General features: G+C 48.1%; 18 protein-coding genes. 7 read left to right on the top strand and 11 right to left on the bottom strand.

Features of this window, described 5'->3' with window-relative positions:
• Positions 1–72 precede the first annotated feature (72 nt).
• The 3 genes from H6F86_RS18740 to H6F86_RS18730 all read right to left on the bottom strand — a co-directional run bounded on the left by H6F86_RS18740 (position 73) and on the right by H6F86_RS18730 (position 4,605).
• Positions 73–834: a DUF928 domain-containing protein gene (locus tag H6F86_RS18740; RefSeq protein ID WP_190450250.1), complete on the bottom strand. Its 762-nt coding sequence runs from the start codon at positions 832–834 to the stop codon at positions 73–75.
• A 68-nt stretch (positions 835–902) separates the two neighbouring features.
• Entirely contained in the window at positions 903–3,080 is a 2,178-nt protein-coding gene (locus tag H6F86_RS18735) for a CHASE2 domain-containing protein (protein WP_190450249.1), read from the bottom strand.
• A gap of 217 nt (positions 3,081–3,297) precedes the next feature.
• A complete protein-coding gene (locus H6F86_RS18730) occupies positions 3,298–4,605 on the bottom strand; it encodes an NB-ARC domain-containing protein (protein ID WP_190450248.1) in 1,308 nt (435 codons plus the stop codon).
• A gap of 493 nt (positions 4,606–5,098) precedes the next feature.
• Between H6F86_RS18730 and H6F86_RS18725 the strand changes: the two genes are divergently transcribed.
• The 4 genes from H6F86_RS18725 to H6F86_RS18710 all read left to right on the top strand — a co-directional run bounded on the left by H6F86_RS18725 (position 5,099) and on the right by H6F86_RS18710 (position 8,829).
• Positions 5,099–5,317, top strand: a complete 219-nt coding sequence (locus H6F86_RS18725) for an NfeD family protein (RefSeq protein ID WP_190450247.1) — start codon at positions 5,099–5,101, stop codon at positions 5,315–5,317.
• 235 nt (positions 5,318–5,552) lie between these two features.
• Complete coding sequence (locus H6F86_RS18720; protein ID WP_190450246.1) at positions 5,553–5,888, top strand: hypothetical protein; 336 nt, start codon at positions 5,553–5,555, stop codon at positions 5,886–5,888.
• Between the two features lie 57 nt (positions 5,889–5,945).
• Complete coding sequence (locus H6F86_RS18715; protein WP_190450245.1) at positions 5,946–6,980, top strand: ricin-type beta-trefoil lectin domain protein; 1,035 nt, start codon at positions 5,946–5,948, stop codon at positions 6,978–6,980.
• 166 nt (positions 6,981–7,146) lie between these two features.
• Complete coding sequence (locus H6F86_RS18710) at positions 7,147–8,829, top strand: GspE/PulE family protein (RefSeq protein ID WP_190450244.1); 1,683 nt, start codon at positions 7,147–7,149, stop codon at positions 8,827–8,829.
• A 117-nt stretch (positions 8,830–8,946) separates the two neighbouring features.
• On the opposite strand, the gene H6F86_RS18705 is transcribed toward H6F86_RS18710, so the two are convergent.
• From H6F86_RS18705 to H6F86_RS18690, 4 genes are all read right to left on the bottom strand, one after another.
• Positions 8,947–9,630 carry a site-specific integrase gene (locus H6F86_RS18705; RefSeq protein WP_347240676.1) on the bottom strand — a complete coding sequence of 228 codons (684 nt, stop codon included), beginning with the start codon at positions 9,628–9,630 and terminating at the stop codon, positions 8,947–8,949.
• A 152-nt stretch (positions 9,631–9,782) separates the two neighbouring features.
• Positions 9,783–10,949: a PDDEXK nuclease domain-containing protein gene (locus H6F86_RS18700; RefSeq protein ID WP_190450243.1), complete on the bottom strand. Its 1,167-nt coding sequence runs from the start codon at positions 10,947–10,949 to the stop codon at positions 9,783–9,785.
• Positions 10,950–10,966: 17 nt separating this feature from the next.
• A complete protein-coding gene (locus tag H6F86_RS18695) occupies positions 10,967–11,410 on the bottom strand; it encodes a hypothetical protein (protein WP_190450242.1) in 444 nt (147 codons plus the stop codon).
• Between the two features lie 111 nt (positions 11,411–11,521).
• On the bottom strand, positions 11,522–12,373 hold the full coding sequence (locus H6F86_RS18690) for a ParA family protein (RefSeq protein WP_190450241.1): 852 nt from the start codon (positions 12,371–12,373) through the stop codon (positions 11,522–11,524).
• Between the two features lie 189 nt (positions 12,374–12,562).
• Here H6F86_RS18690 and H6F86_RS18685 point away from each other — a divergent pair, with 189 nt between their 5' ends.
• A complete protein-coding gene (locus tag H6F86_RS18685) occupies positions 12,563–13,426 on the top strand; it encodes an Rpn family recombination-promoting nuclease/putative transposase (RefSeq protein ID WP_190450240.1) in 864 nt (287 codons plus the stop codon).
• 178 nt (positions 13,427–13,604) lie between these two features.
• The gene (locus tag H6F86_RS18680; RefSeq protein WP_190450239.1) at positions 13,605–13,799 is read left to right on the top strand and encodes a hypothetical protein; all 195 of its coding nucleotides are present in this window, start codon (positions 13,605–13,607) and stop codon (positions 13,797–13,799) included.
• Positions 13,800–14,023: 224 nt separating this feature from the next.
• On the opposite strand, the gene rnc is transcribed toward H6F86_RS18680, so the two are convergent.
• The 4 genes from rnc to H6F86_RS18660 all read right to left on the bottom strand — a co-directional run bounded on the left by rnc (position 14,024) and on the right by H6F86_RS18660 (position 17,236).
• Positions 14,024–14,710 (bottom strand): ribonuclease III, encoded by a 687-nt coding sequence (gene rnc / locus H6F86_RS18675; protein ID WP_190450238.1) that lies wholly within the window; start codon positions 14,708–14,710, stop codon positions 14,024–14,026.
• 87 nt (positions 14,711–14,797) lie between these two features.
• Complete coding sequence (locus H6F86_RS18670; protein ID WP_190450237.1) at positions 14,798–15,262, bottom strand: NYN domain-containing protein; 465 nt, start codon at positions 15,260–15,262, stop codon at positions 14,798–14,800.
• A 531-nt stretch (positions 15,263–15,793) separates the two neighbouring features.
• The gene (locus H6F86_RS18665) at positions 15,794–16,168 is read right to left on the bottom strand and encodes a hypothetical protein (protein ID WP_190450236.1); all 375 of its coding nucleotides are present in this window, start codon (positions 16,166–16,168) and stop codon (positions 15,794–15,796) included.
• Positions 16,169–17,236, bottom strand: a complete 1,068-nt coding sequence (locus H6F86_RS18660) for a DUF5131 family protein (protein ID WP_199305381.1) — start codon at positions 17,234–17,236, stop codon at positions 16,169–16,171.
• A gap of 115 nt (positions 17,237–17,351) precedes the next feature.
• Between H6F86_RS18660 and H6F86_RS18655 the strand changes: the two genes are divergently transcribed.
• Complete coding sequence (locus tag H6F86_RS18655) at positions 17,352–18,500, top strand: serine/threonine-protein kinase (protein ID WP_347240683.1); 1,149 nt, start codon at positions 17,352–17,354, stop codon at positions 18,498–18,500.
• The last annotated feature ends 105 nt before the right edge of the window (positions 18,501–18,605 follow it).

The following is an 18,605-nucleotide window of genomic DNA, read 5'->3' as shown; positions in this document are numbered from 1 at the left end:
TCTGCCCCCAGATTTTAAGAGCGCCTTCCGCAATCAAACCGTCATCGTTACATTGCTTAATGTTGTAACCGCTTAACGACTGAGCGTACAGCAGGGTGCAAGCGGCTTGTTGCTTACATCCTGTAAACCGATGGTTTGCAAGAGTTTTTGCCAGTCTGCCAGCAATTTGGGATCGCGGGGGCGATCGCGCCGCAACTCTGCCAAGGTCGTTAGCGCCTCATACCAAATTCCATTTCGCGCATAAAGCAACATTTGCTCACGGGGCTGCTTGCGTTGCGCCTGTAGCTGACGTTGCAGTGCTGGCGTTAGCATCATCCGCTCGACGGTGCCCTGAACATACACTGGTTCAGCATTGGCTGACTGCTCACCACAATGAACCTTCAGCGTCCAGCGGTAGGTTTTACCCACTTGCAGCGGTGTGCTGGTGGCTGGTAGCCGAATGCCAATCACCCCAGGTTGTTTACCCTGTGGCAAAATCACATCTTCTGACTGTGGATACAGCGATTGCGCCATTGGATCAGCGGCATCTTGAAGCACGAACTTAACGTTGGCGATCGTGGCAGCAGAATACGGAATGTAAAACCAGAACGTTGGACGTTCAGCGATCGTGTAGATGAACTCATCATCAGGAATTAGTGCTGTTAGCAGCGATTGATCAGCTTTAATCGCTGCACAACCATTTCGCGAAGCTCCACCAAAGCGACGATTCTTCGGTCTACCTAAAGGACGGCGGGGCTTCGGTGGCACATATTGTGCATATTGCTGATCAAAGGCCATTTTTGTCAACGGCTTTGCTTGCAATCCTAAGGGTGAGATGAAATTGATTGTGCCCATCGGGGATAGCACAACTGCACAAGTGCATAGACTCCACAGCTTAGAGCGTCGGATCATAGTAGAGAGCCCTAGAAAGTTCTTGTTTGATGTTGATTGTTGTTAGCCGTGATACGAACCAGGACAACCCCACTACTCAGGATTAAAACAATCATAGGTGGTACCACTGGAACGATTATCCCGTTAGTCAGTAAGAGAATGCTGATGCTAATTAAACAGGCGATCGCTATAGCTTCAACCGTAATCAGTAAAAAACGCGATCTGAAACAGATTGCCAGTGCGCCACCCACAATTCCCCAACCTAAAATCCATCCTCCGTCTAGCCAGGGATTCCAAAACTCTAATAGATGTCTGCCTTCCAGCACGGCATTGATCAATTGGCTGACCATATTTGCTTGTACCCATACTCCCCATGTAGGTTCAGGTTGCCCAGCGATAAACCATACATCCTGAGTTTTATAAGCAGTAACTCCAATCAAAACAATTCGATCCTTAGCCGCTGCCAGATTAGAGTGTTCTTTCAGAGCATCCGAAAGTTTAATTCGTTCTGCAATCTCATTCAACCGATGGTTACGGTAGTTAAACAGAATTTGGTAGCCGCCTTCTAATTCATCACTCTCTCTGTGATAAAAGCCTATATGAGGGTGCAATCGTTTCATCACAGTTGAGCCAATTTTCCAATCTTCCTGAGAATCATCAAGTTTAAGCCCTTCTTTCTGATTCAAATAGCCTAAAGCTAACTGAAGACTAAAGGCATAATTGGTTTGACAAGATATTGGTTCTGGATCCATTGCCAAGAGATGACGACGGACATTGTTATCCGAGTCTCCCGTAAAGTCACTAAAGCCAAAATTTGTAATATCAGGTGGTTCTTTTATCCCTGGAGAACTTGACCCATCATCTTTAACTTTACAAACACCATAGAGATTTTTAAACTTCTGAAGCTGTTGCTGAAGTTGAGGATTATTCTTGATGGGATCGGGTAGATAAATATCTAAGCCAATCACTGTCGCCTGAGCCTGCTCTAATTTTCGTAAAAGCTCACCAAGCTGGCGATCTTTCAGTGATCCTTGTCCTGAGCTCTTTTTGTACGCCTCAATATCGTTGTCATCAACTTCAATAATAAGAATGCGAGGATCTTTGTTCTCTGGTGGGCGCAGGTGCATCATCTGGTCAAAGGTTTGGAGTTCCCAGGTCTGCAACAGTCCCGTGTAGCGGATGCCAACAGTGCTGATCGCGCAGACCAGACTAGTCAACAGCGCCACACCAATCTCACGCCGACTGGGGTGATGGAACCTGGAACGAGATCGCGTGGCTTCGGACCATGGTGGAATAAAGACCGGATGATGATTTGGCTGTTGTTGTGGCGGCTCATTCCAGGTCCACTTTCTAGTGTCAACATCTTCAAGCAAACGAGGAGTGAAATTATCTGTAAGATAATCGATTAAATCCTGTGTGCGAAGGGGACGGTGCGCGGGTTTGCGTTCCATCAACCGATTGAGTAACTTGGCAAACGATGAAGAACTCTGGGGTGCTTGATCCTGCCAAACTATATCGTTGTTCTTATTTCTTGAAAGCGTTCCTAAAGACTGTCCCGTTAAGAGAAAAACAAAGGTACGTCCTAGGGAGAAAAAATCTGATTGAGGAAGTGGCGTACCAGCTAAGACCTCTGGAGCGGTATATCCATCGGTAGCCCAACCTGGAATTAATCTCCCTACTGCAATTTTTGTCAAGTAAGTTTTTGTTACTTCTTTAGCAATACCAAAGTCAATTAATGCCAGTTTGCTATCCGGCTTCAACATGATATTTGCAGGCTTGATATCTAAATGAAAAAGATCATCTTGATGAATTTCGTGCAAGATTTTGACCAGTTGCATCAACCAGTCGATCGCCTGTTCTTCGGTAATTGGTTGATGATTGCGCCATTTCATCCATTCATGGAGATTGACACCCTCAACTTTTTCCATGACTAGACAATGGAGCGGTTCTGCCTGTCCAGGGAGTGCTTCTATAAAGTAACCATCCTCCGGGTCAATACCAGGAATACCAGGGTGATCCAGTCGGCTGAGAATCTCGGCTTCTTTCTGAAAATATTTGATGGTTTGCGAAGACGGTCGCGTCAGAACCTTCAACACCTTGCGTTGACCCGCATCCTCAACCTCAAAAGTTTGCCCTTGACCACCAGCACCAAGTTCGCAGATCACTTGATAACGGTTTCGGAGGACCGCTCCTGGCTGAATAGTGGTCATTGCTTTAGCAGTTAAGAGGACGAGGTTGAAACGATGGGTGAGCAGTAGATAGCAACGGATGAAGCGGATAACTGAATCTGTGAATAGTGAGTTAAGACATCTGTTTCATCCGTTTTCTATCCGTTGCCAGTGTTCTATCAGCAAAATAAGATAGCTTTTTATCTCAGGTTGAAAACTATAGCCATAGACTTTTTCATCCCTCTTCTCTCTTCCCTAACTACTGTTGTAAGCAGCAGGAACGAATAAATTTTTTGACGACAGGAATTAATTGATAGGCAACTTGATCCTGCACGATCACTGTTTCAATAAAGTCTTTGTGAAGGAGGCGTTGTAGATCACAGAGCAGGTCTGACTGAGAGCGCTGCTGTTCAAATGCCTGAAACAACCCTGCAAATAAGAGGGGGGATGTTTGGCTAGACAAATATTGCATAATCGCCTTCTCAATGTCTCTTAGACGGTCAAACTGTTGATCCAAAAAATCAGGGAAATCGCCCAGAACGACTGTATTGAGGCGCAGAAAATCAGAAACTTTACCATTAAACTGATCTTGAATCATCAATGAAATCTGCTTTAAGAAAAAGGGATTACCGCGATACTTTTCAATTAAATCTTGCCAGAGTGCTTCATCTAATAAATCATGTTCTCTAAAAATTTCCTTGCTATCGTCAAGCGTTAATCCTTCAAGCTTGAAGCAACAAGCCAGTCGATTTTTGCCTGCAATAGTTTGTAGTTCTTTCGACTTCTCTTGACTTGTGATTATCACACAACTTTGCAAAGAAGATTCGCCAAGCCGCTTTAACAGTTTGCCATACTGTTCTAGTAGTGCTGGCTGGCTCAAAATCACTTCAATGCCATCAAGGATCAAGAGATAGCGGTGCGTGCGTAAGCTCTCTAGCAGGCATTGCATGGGATCGGTAGTGGTAGCAAAATGGCTCTCATTGGAATTAGGTAATTGTTGATTTAAATCGCTCAAAAATTCGGTGAGTGGAAGGGCAGTTTCCAACGATCGCCAAATTGTCCAATCAAACTGGAGATGGAGTTGTTCGATAAGCTGCACAGACAGCGCCGTTTTACCAATGCCTGTCAAACCCCACAACACAATGAGACGAAAGCGATCGCGTACAAGCCACTGCTCAAGCTGTTTCAGTTCCTTAGTGCGTCCGTAAAAGACTGGCACCTCTGGCGCACCATTACGCCCGCGATCGTACCCCAGCGTTCTGAGCAAACCGGGAATTTTTGTGTAATCAACGGCTTCACGTTTGCCTGTTTTTTCATACGCTAACTCTTTGATCCATGCGTATAGTCCGCCGCTCAGTCGCCGACGCACTGTGCCATCTTGCAGATTCAGTTGCTCAGAAATCTGTGCTGGAGAGTGCCCCAGCAGCAATGCCCTCAAATCCTGTTGCTCACCACGAGACAGAGGTTCCGTTTTTAGTCGTGACAGAGCGGCGTAGAGGCTCGCCAAATGCCAATATTTGTCAGCAGCAGCAAAGTGTTCTGGAGACTGTCGATGGCTCTGTTTCATGGCTACCCTGCTATGCCTGCTCCAAAGCGTTGCTTAATCGACTGAACCCTCGATTCAAGGAATCAGGGTAACAGCGTCAGACAACGATTTTTACTTGAGTGTAGTATGCCCACTTCTTGTGAGAAAAGCCGCTTACACATTGCTTACCCGAAGCACCTTGGTGCCCCACACCTTAGTGCAGATTTTTTGTTTAGAGCTTAAAAATCTCAGAATCGCTGCTGGCAAGGGGTTTCGCGCTGCCAAGGTAGTCCATTCGCCACGCGATCGCTACGGCAGACACCACGCTCGTAGTTAACACCCCCTGTGGTCATGCCCTTAGTGTGGTTTTAAGCCCAAAAGTAAATGAAGCCAAACCAACCAACCGCCAAAATGCTGTCAGCATCAAGCTCTGAGGCATTGGCGGGCAGAGGTTCGGCATCGATTCAAATCAGCGAGTCAGTCGTTTTTTTAGTGCCCCCATGAAACCACTCAAACCGCCATGAGGAAACATACTATGAACGCCAAATCATCTCTTCCACCGTCTTTACATCGACTCGAACAGGAAGCCATTGTAACCGCAACAATTAGTCCGCAAAAAGCAGGCAGAGTGAAGTTTAAAGGCTCCTGGTGGTCTGCCCGCTGTGAGCAAAACATCATGCTTCAACCAGGCGAGATCGTTTACGTCACTGGCATTTATAACCTTACGCTTTTGGTTGCTTTACAGCCTGCTTGATCAGTCCCTAGCAACGCTTAACAGCAGCAGACACTAAGGAATCGGGTTTCTGAGCGAAAAATTAGCGCTTTCAAGTTGATTCAAGGGCAAGAAACCCAGTTCCTGTTACTCCGCATAACCCAAAAACAAGCACTTACCAGCCAAAAGGCTTTCGCCGTAAAGCGTTGAGGCATGAGTGAGTGAAAGTTTGATGCGGATTTAAACCCAGCGAGTCAACCGTTTTCCTGGTCGTTCTATGAAACCACACAAACTATATCGTCTTGCACTACTCACCGTAGGCAGTGTTCTCGTTGCCCACACCATCCTTGCCTCACCAGCCAGAGCGGGAGGGGGCGACGCGCCTGACGCGGTGGCAACGGCGGAGTATGCCAACTGCTCAACGGAGTCAGCAGATTCCAACGGTAATCAGCCTAACCCAGAGGCGAACCGCAAATGTAAACAAAAGCCTCGCATCCTGGATTGGCGGGACTGGAGCCAACCCCAGGTACAGGGCAATAACCTGTGCCGTGAGCATCTCAATGGCAACACCGTTTGCCTGACCGCCCAATCAGCCGCCAAGCTTCGCTGGTAAGGCTTGCGTTTTCCAACTTTCTAAGTTTTCGAGTTCATTAATTGAGGATTTTTGACCATGACTACACAATCGAACTTTTCCACATACACCGCTGCTTCAATTGGACTGCTGACAGTTTTCATGGCGATTGGCACCTCTGCCCAGCCCGTGAAGGCTGAAACCTTCTCCGTCGATTCCGTTGCTGGTAGCATGGCACTAAATACCAACAATCAATTCCGCAAGATTGATGGGCAACCCCGGGTAGCAGTTTGGCAACGCAATGACAACGACCCTGATCAACAGTTCGATCGCCTGCCTGGAAAAGCTGGCAGCACCCTCTTAAAACAACGCTCTACAGGCAAGTGCCTGAATGCTCACTATTTAAGAAATGGGGCAGAGTTGAATGTTTGGAACTGCAATGCCAGTGACCCTGATCAAAACTTCACGATCACCGACTGGGGCGGTAACTACAACCAGATTAAACGAACAGGAACAAACCTTTGTGTGGATTCCCCGACTCGCGCCAATGGCGGCAAAGTTCACCTGTGGGAATGCAATTCCAGTTATTCTAACCAGCGTTGGAAAAGCTCTAACCAGGTTATTGGTAACATCGACTTGCCATTTAAGGTAGGACAAACCTGGTATGTTTGCCAAGGTTATAGTGGTCCGATCAGTCACACAGGATATCCGGCTTTAGATCTAACGGTTGCTCAAGACTTTGGTCGCAACAATAGTTGCTGGGCGGCTAATGGCAATGTGAGTAAATCCGCTAGTCAGGTAGTTCTAGCACCCGCTGATGGCACCATTAGCTATGTCAATACCGATCTGGTTTGCTTATCTATTGATGACAAGCGAAGTCTCTTGATTGGTCATATGAATCGCTCTGTCGCCCGTGGACAGAGAGTGTCACGCGGTACAGTTCTAGGTACAGTGTCTCGTGCCAATGGTGCAAATGGCGGCTACTCACATATTCATCTGGAAGCACGTAAGTCGAAGAACTGTCAGCGTGGCACCGCAGTACCATTCACAGCAAAAGACGGCTTTCAGTTCAGAGGAGTTGGTGATTTGCCGCTTGGTCAAACTTACTGGAAGCGTGCGTTAACCCGCCGCTAATGGTTTCTCAAGGCTTATCGCACTCGCACACCCATCTCTGAGTACGATCGCCTTTCTCCAAAAGTTTAGATCTCCAACTTTTTGCAAAAAGTTGGAGATCTAAACCCAGCCTATTTAGCTTTCTTTCCAAACATTAGCCCTGATTAGCCAAAACTCTTCAATTCCCATGTCTACTTCTCTCCAACAGCAACTCAAGTGCCGGACAGTCACCCTCGAAGCGGCGCTTCAAACTCTAAACAATGAAACCAGTTTGTCGCTGGAATTAGTCGATGAAGCTCTTTGTGTGCGTTTCTTACGTCAAATGCGTAATCGTCTGCCCTCGCTTCCCCTGATTCCACTCTTGCTCTGGCAAAACTGTTATTACCTGGGTAGTCCATCACCTGTTTCGTCGGAGGCTGTAGTGCAGCTCCACCAACGCTTGAGTACAGACATCTCAATCATTCCGATTGCTGCCGAGCTTTACCGCGAGTGGTTCCGGCAGCAAAACCTGATTAACAATCCGCTTGATGCCTCAGCCATCATCAATCCGTTAACAGGCGAAACTGAGACAGAAAACGTTTCAGAAGCAACTGAATTCAGCTTGGCTCGCACGGACAATCAGATTGAACGCATCAAAACCATCATTACCTCTGCCCTACGGAATCGCGCTAGTGATATTCACCTAGAACCGACTGAAGCAGGGTTGCAAGTCCGCTATCGCATTGATGGCATTCTCCGGCAAATCACTACGCTTCCGCCTGACTATAGCCGTAAGGTGATTGTGGCGCTTAAAGTGATGTGCGAGATGGATATTGCAGAGAGCCGTCGCCCTCAAGATGGGCGAATTAGCGAGAAGTACACCAATACCCAACAGCAAGAACAGGGCTTGGATTTGCGAGTCAGCACACTGCCTTGTGTCAGTGGTGCAAAGGGAGACGTTGGAGAAAAAGCAGTCCTTCGACTCTTACGACAGCAAAACTCCTTCCAGACGATCGGTGATTTGGGCTTCTCTGACAGCACCCGCGCCATTTACAAAAGCTGGTTAGAGCAACCGCAAGGTATGGTCATTCTTACAGGTCCAACTGGATCAGGGAAGACGAGTACGCTGTACACGAGTTTGCGGGCGATCGCTCAAGAATCAGTGAATATCATTACCATTGAGGACCCAGTGGAATATATCCTTCCTGGAATTACTCAAAGCCAAGTAAATGAAGCGGCTGGCATGACTTTTGCAGCGGGTTTACGAGCAATTCTACGACAAGACCCAGACATCGTGATGATTGGTGAAATTCGCGATCATGAAACAGCAGAAACGGCTGTCCGCACCGCCTTAACTGGACATTTAGTGTTAACGACCTTACACACCAATGATGCTGTTGGAGCGATTCCCCGCCTGAAGGATATTGGTCCTGACCCTGGATTGATTAGTGATGCTCTGCTCGGTGTTGTAGCTCAGCGGCTAGTGCGTCGAGTTTGCCCTCACTGTGCAGAGTGCTACACCCCAACTGAAAAAGAGAGCGGTTTTTTAGCACTGACATTAGCGGAGACTAAACACCAAAACTGGCAAAAAGGGCGTGGCTGCCGTCACTGCTTTGGCTCGGGTTACCTGGGTCGGGAAGCAATTGTGGAGGTACTCAATGTAGACGAGACCATCAGACAAATTATTTATGAAGGCTCGGCGATCGAACTGCAACAATACTTGCATGAGAGCGATTTTGTTTCCTTCCGCGTCGCCGCGATCGAAAAAATCACTCAAGGTATTACAACTGTTGATGAGGTAAAACGGGTCTTGCCTCTCAGCGCACTTTGTCATAAAACCAGCCGCAGTTCACTGGGGAAAGAGCGTTTCAGACTAGCCTCTGTTTCTTGAACTGTAACACGCTGCCATTGCCATCAATCACGAATCCCCCAATTTTGCTGTGGCGACACAGTTATTTCGAGCCATAGATCAATGCCTGATTTTGTGCTTTAAAGCCGAGCTAGGGGGCTATTGTGATCGAAAACTCAGTGTTGCGATCGCCATTTCCTTATCCTTCTCCGTCACATCGATATACCGCTGCAATGCCGACAGGCTCCTGTGTCCAGAGATCGACTGAATGTGCTTAATCGGCACTCGCTCATTGTGCATCCAGGTAATTGCTGTGCGCCGGAAGCTGTGAGTGCTGGCTCCCTCAATCCCCAATCGCTTAAAGGCTGCCCGTAAAATGGCATCGGCAGACTCCGGGCAGATGCGCCCTCGCCCCCAGCGTCCTGGAAACAAGTAGGGACAAGCGCTCCAATACTCTTCCAACAATTGCCTCAACTCTGGCGACACTGGGACTGATCGCGTCTCTTGCTTCCCCTTTATTGTGGCTCGTCGAAAGGTAATGCGATCTCGTACCCTTCCATCTGCCCCGTACACATCAGCCGTGTGCAGTGAACACGCCTCATTGATCCGGGCAGTCGTATATAGGCAAATTCCGAACAACGCCCGATCGCGCTCCGTCGGCAACCCTTCTATATAGGAGAGCAACGAAAGGGAGGCGATCGCCCCAAACTCTTTCCCTTCCACCAGCCAAATCAACAGCCGAAATACCTTCAGATCCGCAACTAATCCCAGCTTCCCGTCAAACAACCAGGCAATCTCCTGCGGTGAGAGGATCTTGGCTTGGCCGTGGCGATTGACTTTCACGGCTAAACCAGTACAGGTGTTCAGCCAATTCTACATTAGGAAAGCTATATAAGTTAATGTATCAACCTCAAAGTCCTATTCCTTCGTTCGCACTTCTTAAAGCCTCTTAGTCAATTAAGCAAAACTTATCTACCGTAATTAGCTGTTCTGGATCAAATCTGCTCATGAAGCAAGTCTGTTCCATCAGTGAGCCGTTTTTCGATCGCCTTACGGGTGCGTTCTAATTCGGCTGCTAATAATTTCTCTTCTGGTAGGGCTGTCTGGTACTCGGCTGCCAGAATGTTTGATAGACCTTCGAGGGCGTAATGAGCAACTGCTTCATTCTTCTTGTTGCACAGAATCAAGCCAACAGGCGGGTTCTCGTCTGGGTAAGTCCAGTTCTCACGAGCGTAGTTGAGGTACATATGCATTTGGCCTGCATCGGCATAAGTGAACTCACCCAGCTTAAGGTCGATGATCACCAGGCAGCGTAGACGACGATGGAAGAAGAGTAAGTCTACCCTGAACCATTGATCACCAATCCGCAAACGGCGCTGACGACCCACAAACGTAAAATCGCCGCCTAGTTCCAGCAGGAAGCTCTCAATGTGGCGGATGAGTGCTTCCTCTAGATCGTTTTCAGAATATTCATCTTTGAGGTCAAGGAACTCTAAAACGAACGGGTCTTTCAGTTCCTCTTCAGGGGTGACTGCATCTTCAGGGCGTAAAGCAGCGCCCTTCTTTAGCATGGCTGCTTTGTTGCGGGAGAGTAAGGCACGTTCGTAGTATTGTGTGCTGATCTGTCGGCTAAGTTGGCGTACGGACCACCCGCCACGTAAGGCTTCTGTTTCATAAAAGGTACGTGCTTCCGGTGCTTTGACAGTGAGTAGCTTCACGTAATGGGACCAGGGAAGTGGGAATTTTCCGGACAGTGTCTGGAAAATCTCAGGCGCGAGTGTTTCAGGCGAAAAGGATTGTCCCTGGTGGGGATAGGCGAGGTAGAAGGCACGCATCTGGAATAAGTTGCTCTTCTGAAAGCCACGCCCGAAGCGCTCGCTCAAGTCTTTAGCTAACCGCTCCATCATTTGTTTGCCATACTCAGCACGGCTTTCCCCTCTCTGCTCTAGTTCAATAATGCGCCGTCCAATTTCCCAATAGGTTGCAGTCATGATGGCGTTAACCGATCGCGCTGCTGCACGACGGGCAGCCTCCATGAGTTCCACAACAGCACCCAGTACGGTTGTATAGGAATCGACTGCGCCGATAAGGTCAAGCTGCTCGACGGTTGGCGCGTCTGGAAGGGTTTGTTCTTCGGGCTGTTTGGGCACAGTTGGCTCCATGTGTCGGTGCGGTAGGCTTAGCCTTCAAGCATGGTAATCAAACGGCGTAATTTGCCAGCCCGTTTGCGATCGGCATAGCGGCGTTTGGCTTCTAGCAGAATCTCTTCCATTGCCTTTGGGTTCGCGGTGGTATGTACCCAAGCAGCTTCGAGAAACACCTCAATGGTGATGCGATTGTCTTTGCAGTAGCGCGTCAAGCTTTGATCAAGCTCTTTTTCAAGCACGATTGCTGAGTGGCGGTTTGTTTCTGGAATCTTCGCCAGTTCTGCCTTCAAATCCTCCAAGGCATCGTTAGTCATGGGAGTAGCGGCAGACACCTGCGTTTCTGGCGGAGTCTCGACCACTTCAAGGTTTTGAGGTGCTTCCGGCTGCTGCACTCTGCTGATGAGCGTATCGTCTCTAGTAGGGACGGCTGGACGCTGACGGTTTTGGCGGATTCGGTCTAGAACACTATCAGACATGGCAGTTAGAAAAATTAAGGACAATTAGTTAAAGCAAAAACAAGAAGTTTATTAAAGGCAAAAAAGTTAAAAGGCTAATTTTAGCTTTTTATATTTTAGTATCTTATCACTTTAACTTAAGCAAAGATCTGAGATGCGCTGCTGTTGAGATTTTTGATAAAAAGCTAAAAGGACAAAATTAGCTTTTTGCTTTTTTGTCAGTTTGCTAATTTTCTCGATTAGCACCTCGAAGGGATATTCCAATTCGGTGTAGCCCATGTCACTAAGAGTAGAACGTCGGTTAATGGCTTGTTTGTACCGTTCGGATTCTCGAATGGAGGGCAGGATAAGCTCCTCCCCAACCTCTTCACACATGCCAGTGACAGCTGCACGGCTCTCTTGGGTTTGGGAATTGCCAATCCAACGATCGCGGAAGGGTAGGACTCCCAGCACTTGAGCTTCTGTTGCACCGACATCCTGAAGGTTTCGTAGCAAATCCAGTGTTCTTACCAAAGAGCCATAGCCCTTCACCGAGGCTTCAGCGGGAATGATCAGGGCATCCGCAGCACCGAGGACAGTAAGGCAGATTTGCGATCGCTGGGGTGGTGCGTCAATGATGCAAACTTTGAACGCCTCAGTGACAGGCTCAAGGCGGCGCTTCAGCAGCGTTGCACCGACACCACTATTAGAAAGGTAGTCTTGAACGGTATCAAGTTGGTCGTCGGCAGGAATGAGAAAGAGATTATCGTTTCCTGCGCTGGGGTAGATGCTGTCTTCTGCTGAAACGGATTTTTTCAGGAACTCTAGCAATGTGGGCTGATTCGCTTGGAGTTCTAGATCCATGTAGGTGGTCAGGTTGTGCTGTGGGTCAGCGTCAATCAGCAGCGTTGGGTAGCCTTGGCGCGAGAGCAGACGACCGAGCATTAGAGAGGCGGTGGTCTTGCCCTGCCCGCCGCTAAGGGAGGCGATCGCGATGGTTAACATAGCTAATTCTTCTTTAATCCACTTAGACTTTACCAAAAATCCAATTGAATTAAAAAACCTTTTGTTAAAAAGCTAAATTTAGCTTTTTTGCTTTAATCTATTAGGATTCAATCTGAAGTACTGACGTATTAGTTTCAGAAGGAATTACGGCTACAATCAGATGTTCTGGTATGGCTGCATGAGTCTGTTGTGAGACGAGATGTCATTTTCTACCAAATTTTCCAGCGGTTTCCGGCGCTGATCTTTGAGCTAGTGGATCACCCACCCGTAGAGGCACAACGTTATCGCTTTGAGTCGGTGGAAGTGAAGGAGCCGTCTTTTCGGATTGATGGGGTCTTTTTGCCACCCGATGACGCAAATGCCAAGACAGTGTTTTTTGCTGAGGTGCAGTTCCAAAAGGATGATGACCTCTACCATCGCTTTATCGCTGAGTCGATGCTGTATTTGTATCGCAACCGTGCTTTGTATAGCGATTGGTATGGGGTGATCATTTTCCCATCCCGTAGTTTGGAACCAGAGAACGCCACAATGTACCGAGCTTTTTTGAATAGCGATCAGGTGCAGCGCATTTATCTGGATGAGTTGGGTGATCCAAGTCAACAGCCTGTAGGGATCGGCTTGATGCAGTTGACGATCGCTCCAGAGGAAACTGCCGCAGCCCAAGCACGAGGCTTGATTGAGCGGACGCAACGGGAAGTGAGCAGTACGGTTGCAAGAGGCACGATAATAGAAGTTATCACGACGATCGCGGTCTACAAGTTTACCAATTTGAGTCGGGAAGAGGTGGAAGCCATGCTGGGTTTACAGTTGGAAGATTCAAGAATCTTGCGAGAAGCCAAAGAAGAAGGTGGACACGAAAAAGCCTTATCGATCGTGCTGCGCTTGTTAGTGCGGCGTATAGGGACGTTGGATGAGGATGTAAGAGGAAAGATTCAGCAACTCTCTAACTCGCAATTAGAGGATCTGAGCGAGGCGCTCTTGGATTTTGTGGCGCTTGCAGAGTTGCTAGCATGGTTAGAAGCTCATCTATCAAAGGATCACGAGAATCCTTGACAGACACTTAATGGGACAAAGTGTCCCCAAATAACCTAATTAACAAGTAAACATTAGCTAAATTTAGCTTTTTAGTTTTTTATCTTTTAATAAATTAAGCTTTTAGCTGATTGCCTCCAAGCCTCGATGCTTGATCCGTTAACGTTAACGATCGACAGTAGGTTGAACGCTTGAGTCAGTGCCAATTTTCAGTTGTGGCAACAAATCACTGCTCTTTACCCCCTGGCTGCCCCAACTGATTTCAGTGGCGTTGATTTCAGTGAGACTGACCTACAAGGCAGCCAAAATGGGCTTTTCGGAGCGACTCATGGTCAAATTAACGGGCGCAATTCTCATGGACGTGATTATGCCCAATGGCGGTGTGCACTCTTAGCCATTTCCCAACACTAAAGTTCGATCTTGCGTGGTGCTGCCGAAGAGCACAGCTTGATTAAAACTGAATTCATTCAATCTAAACTTTTAATGCCTCTATGCCTATGTAATTCCACTTAAAATTGGTATTAGAGAACTCTGCTTGAGCGCGGCTGTTGCGGATTAGACATAGAGCAGCATTGCCCCTTTGAGGTTGGATAGAAGTCCTACTAGCTGTAAGGGTTCTCAGCCCTCAAGTAAACCTTGAGCCTTGAGCCGTGACAAAGCATCCTCGGCGGCACACTTCTCCGCCCCCTTTTTACCGCAACCCTTGCCTTCGCCACAGACTTTGCCGTTGACCAAAACACGCGCCAGATACTCTGGTGCATGATCGGGACCACCTGTGCGCTCTGTCACGTACTTTGGTAAGACAGACCCAATGGTTGCCTGTACCCATGCTTGAAAGCGGTTCTTGGCATCAATGTGAGAACGGGTTTCTGGAACCGTTGGCGAAGCAGCATTGAAAAAACTTTCAATCAGCGGACGGATCGCTTCTATGTCGCGATCGTTGTCCAGGTAATAAGCACCAACGACCGCTTCAAAAGTGCTGCTCTGTAAATTGGGATTATTAAACCCACCTTCTTGAATCGCACCCCTTCCCAAACGCATCCGAAAATCTAACCCTACTTCCAGCGCAAACTTAGCCAGCTGCTTCTCATCCACCAGTGATGACCGCCGCCGTGTCATTTCATCTTCCCCCATGTCTGGGTAACGGTGGTACAGATAGTCCCCACTGATAAAAGTCAGTAGAGCATCCCCTAAAAACTCTAACCGCTCATTATGCGCTTCACCGGGATTTTCGTTGATAAACGAACGGTGCGTTAACGCCTGTCGTAGCAACTTTTCGTTGCGAAAGGTCAACAATTTGTGCATTTATCATGCTCCTTCTCTATGGCAATTGGCTCCCATGCACTGCTACTACCCCTCTGCTCTGAGAGGGGTAGCTAGTGACTAAACTTGTTAGCAAAGCTGCTGCCATAAGTGGAACTCATCCGCCGCTTGCCTGAGTTTGCGACTCGTTTTCTTGAGGCACTGCGCGATCACAATCACCTCTTTGCCCTTTGCCTGAAGGTCACGTACCAGTCCCTTAAAATCGCCATCGCCAGAGAGCAGAATGACAGTCTTAATGTCCGGGCGCGGGAGAATCTGCTGCCTACAATGGGCAATCAGTTTGTGATCGGCGTTATTTTTCTTGCGTTTGGAGGAGGGAGTATTAATACACTCGAATTCCAAGTCATCAAACACTTCCTCCCACTGAGCCTCTTCGCGTCGCCAGTGTGCATAGGTACGCTTAAACGCGATTGTGCCACGCAGACAGGCAAACGCCATGAGGCAGTGAAGCTGCGCTTGCGTGCCCCTAACGTTTTGCCAATCACACAAAATTGCCACAGACGACATGACCAAACCGTCGGGTCGGTTCAACATAAATATGCCTCTAATTTGTTTGTGAGGCAGCCCTAGTGCTCAAGCTTGATCTAACAGGCTGAATACGCTGCGATAATGCTAAAGGTATCCAGCTTTAGATGATTGAAGTCTTATAAGCAGCATCTCCATACCGTGTCGTGACATATAGCTACTAACTTGAACTAGCAATAAACTCATACAGATTGCCGAACAGTAGGTATGAAAAAAGCATGGCATCAGTAACGAAACGTCACTTACGCCAAAGTTTTGCATCGCTATTGCCCGAAACTTTTGCCAGCTTACTGCTAGACCAAGTTAGTAGCCCTATGTCATGTCAAGGTACAGAGATGCTGCTTATAAGACAAAAACCCAGACGTTCGTCTGCTTTGATTGATAAAGCTGCATTGCGTTTAAGATGGCACTGCACTCCAAGCTTTGTCAAGAAGGGATGTTAAGAAAGCATCTTAAGGCAACTGCCTCAACATATTAGAAGCTTTGACTTTATATGCTTTGCTGTTGCGCTTAAAAGCCAGCGATCGCCGCATTAGCTAGCTAGTGACAACCTACTACTACCCATTTGATCAGCACCCCTTCAAAGGGCAACCCATGCACAGCGCTGAAAAAGCGCCAGCATTCGTCCCAATCGGCAAAGCCGTCTGCAAGGGCAAGCCGAGTTAGTGCCTCTCTGGTCAGCCAATGATCGTTGAGCTTGATGCCCAAGTCGTCGTGCATCAGTAACGGCTCCACGCTGATACAGAGGGGATCGGGGATGATTAGCTTCCGGCAAGCTTTGGTTCGCATCCCGGTATAGAGCTGCATGGCTTCACCAAGCTTGGTATGTCGCTTGCGCGGCGACCGGATCGTTTGCTGTTTCGCGCCCGTCTCAATCAAAGGCACAAACTGCTGTTTGAAGTTGTAAGCCACCATCTAAAGCACTTCCTTGAGCGGCAAGGGCACACGCTTTGGGTCTTCTACTGGCGCAGACTGAAGCAGCGGCAGCGGGATTTCACGCACTTGGAGATCCTCTGGCAATCCGGTGATGTTGCCACCTTTAGGATCTTGCGGCGATCGCTGCACGGAGTGTAAGTGACTGGAGTCGATCGCGTGAGCACCCGCTTGCTTGAAAAAGAACGCCACACCAGCAGCTTGACACTGACTGCGGAGAGATCGCGCCCATTGCAAATCGAAGGTGCGCGCCTCCTTGCCTGATTCACCACCGCAGATAATCCAAGCAATTTTGTTGGGTCCGTGAGCCTGAACAGACGCATTGCTGTGCAAGTGCCGGGGCTGCATCGGCGTATTGGCGTCCAACCAGGGTTCAAGGCTTAAGGCTTCCAGCAGCGGCTCACAGCTCAGAAAGCGTAGAGTCGTGGGGATTTTAAGCAGCATCGGAATGCGATCGTTTGCCTGCTGCCCCTCTACCGTAGTACCGAGCCATACATTCACTGGAGCCTTGCCCTCTAACCAGGTACTCGCAATGGTGGCACTGTCGTGAGTCAAGCGGCTGACAGCCTGCAAGCGATCGCTCCAGTGCTCAAGACGCTTGGTCAGTAGCAGCCAATCGAGGTGTGGCGTTGTCTCAATGAGCTTGAGCAGGTCTGCCAACCAGGCGATGGGTACTTCGTCGTCGAGCCAGTCTGCTAACGACGCACAAAACACACGATCGCGCTGACCGTTTGCTTGGGCTTGCCGCTGCCATCGTGCTGGCTGTTTCCAATAGTCTGCTGTCGTTCGACTACGGGGCTGACCCACACCCCACTGTACGCGATGATACCGACGCTCCATCATGTCTCTGGCGTAACAGTGAGCGCAGCCCGGTGAAACCTCAGTGCAGCCAATCCAGGGGTTGAAGGTATGGGTAGTCCACTCAATTTTGCTGTTGGTTGCCATGCCTGTCCTGCCAGCTTGAGGCAGATCGATGTGAATGCTTCCTCCGGTATAACAACACTTTGAAAAAAGAGAGCGTTGCTGAATGACTGGATGATTTCGTCTCATTTTGAACGCGGTTCCAAACCTTAAAGCCATTGATTCAGCAATGCCAAAATATCAATCAGAAGTTACACCACCTTGAGGATAGGGAAGTCTAGATTTAGTACTTTATCCGGTCGGTATTCCTTTTATAGGCTACTGCATTAATCTCAATTGTCGGCGACCACAGAATCCCGATGATATCAGCTATTGTCAGAGTTGCTCTGCCAATTTTCATCTGCAAAACCGCTACACCCCTAGCAAACTTCTTGGCATCAGTGCCATGAGCCGTACTTTTCTGGCGTGGGATGACCAGAAAAACACTCATTGTGTGATCAAGCAATTTACACCACAAGCATGGAAAACCAGCAATCTAAAAGAGATTAGTGCCCGTTTCCAACAAGAGGTTGAACGTCTAGAACAGTTGGGAAAGCATCCTCAGATTCCATCTTTGATAGATTCTTTCTCGCAGGGGGGGTGCCCATACTTAGTGCAAGAATTTATCGAAGGTTTGACGCTAGAGGGAGAACTGAGCCAAGGAGAAAAGTTTACAGAGGCAAAAGTCTGGCAACTGCTGACTGATTTTTTACCTGTTCTGGATTATGTTCACAACCAGGATGTACTCCATCGAGACATCAAACCTGAAAATCTCATCCGAAGGAAATCGGATGACAAGATCGTTTTGGTGGATTTTGGTGCCGCTAAAATCATCACTCCATCCCGACGACGGGGCACGGTCATCGGTAGTCCGGGCTATGCTGCGCCAGAACAAACTTTTGGCAATGCTACCAAAGCCAGCGATATCTACAGTCTGGGTTTGACCTGCCTACATTTGATGACAGGGATGGAACCTCTCGATCTGTTTAGTCAGGATGGTCATTTGGTATGGCGAGATTTTCTGGTTGACAATCCAGTGAGCAACACTCTTGGGGAAGTACTAGAAAAAATGACACAGCCATTCCTACAGCTTCGCTATTCATCCACTTCAGATCTTTTGGGGATTTTAAAAGAACAGAGACAAACCTCGTCTAAGTCAGGAGTTCGTCATACCTTAGATTCACTCACCGTTAAACAGAAGAATTTTTTATACAAGCAAGTATTCCCTGATGCCATTCCGTTCTTGCCTGGAAAACCGCCTGCTCCCAGTCAAATAGTTGAAGAAGTTTATCAATTTCTAGAAGCTGCTGTCAGTGATAAAAGAAAAAGTGTTCCAGTAATTGAAAAAATAATTTTAGAACACTGGCTCGGTGAAATCGGATCAATCTTAGAAACTGTTTGTAAATGTATGTGAAGTAGAAGACAACTACGGTCACAAAGGCGCGATACCAGAAGAGTGACATCTACATGGCTTGAGGATATGAGTCAGCCTTACTACGACAGTGACCTGACCGATGAG

The organism is Phormidium sp. FACHB-592 (genome assembly GCF_014695795.1).
Classification (GTDB): domain Bacteria; phylum Cyanobacteriota; class Cyanobacteriia; order Leptolyngbyales; family Leptolyngbyaceae; genus Stenomitos.
The sequence above is the reverse complement of the archived record's forward strand: the minus strand, read 5'-3'. Positions and strand labels throughout refer to the sequence as shown.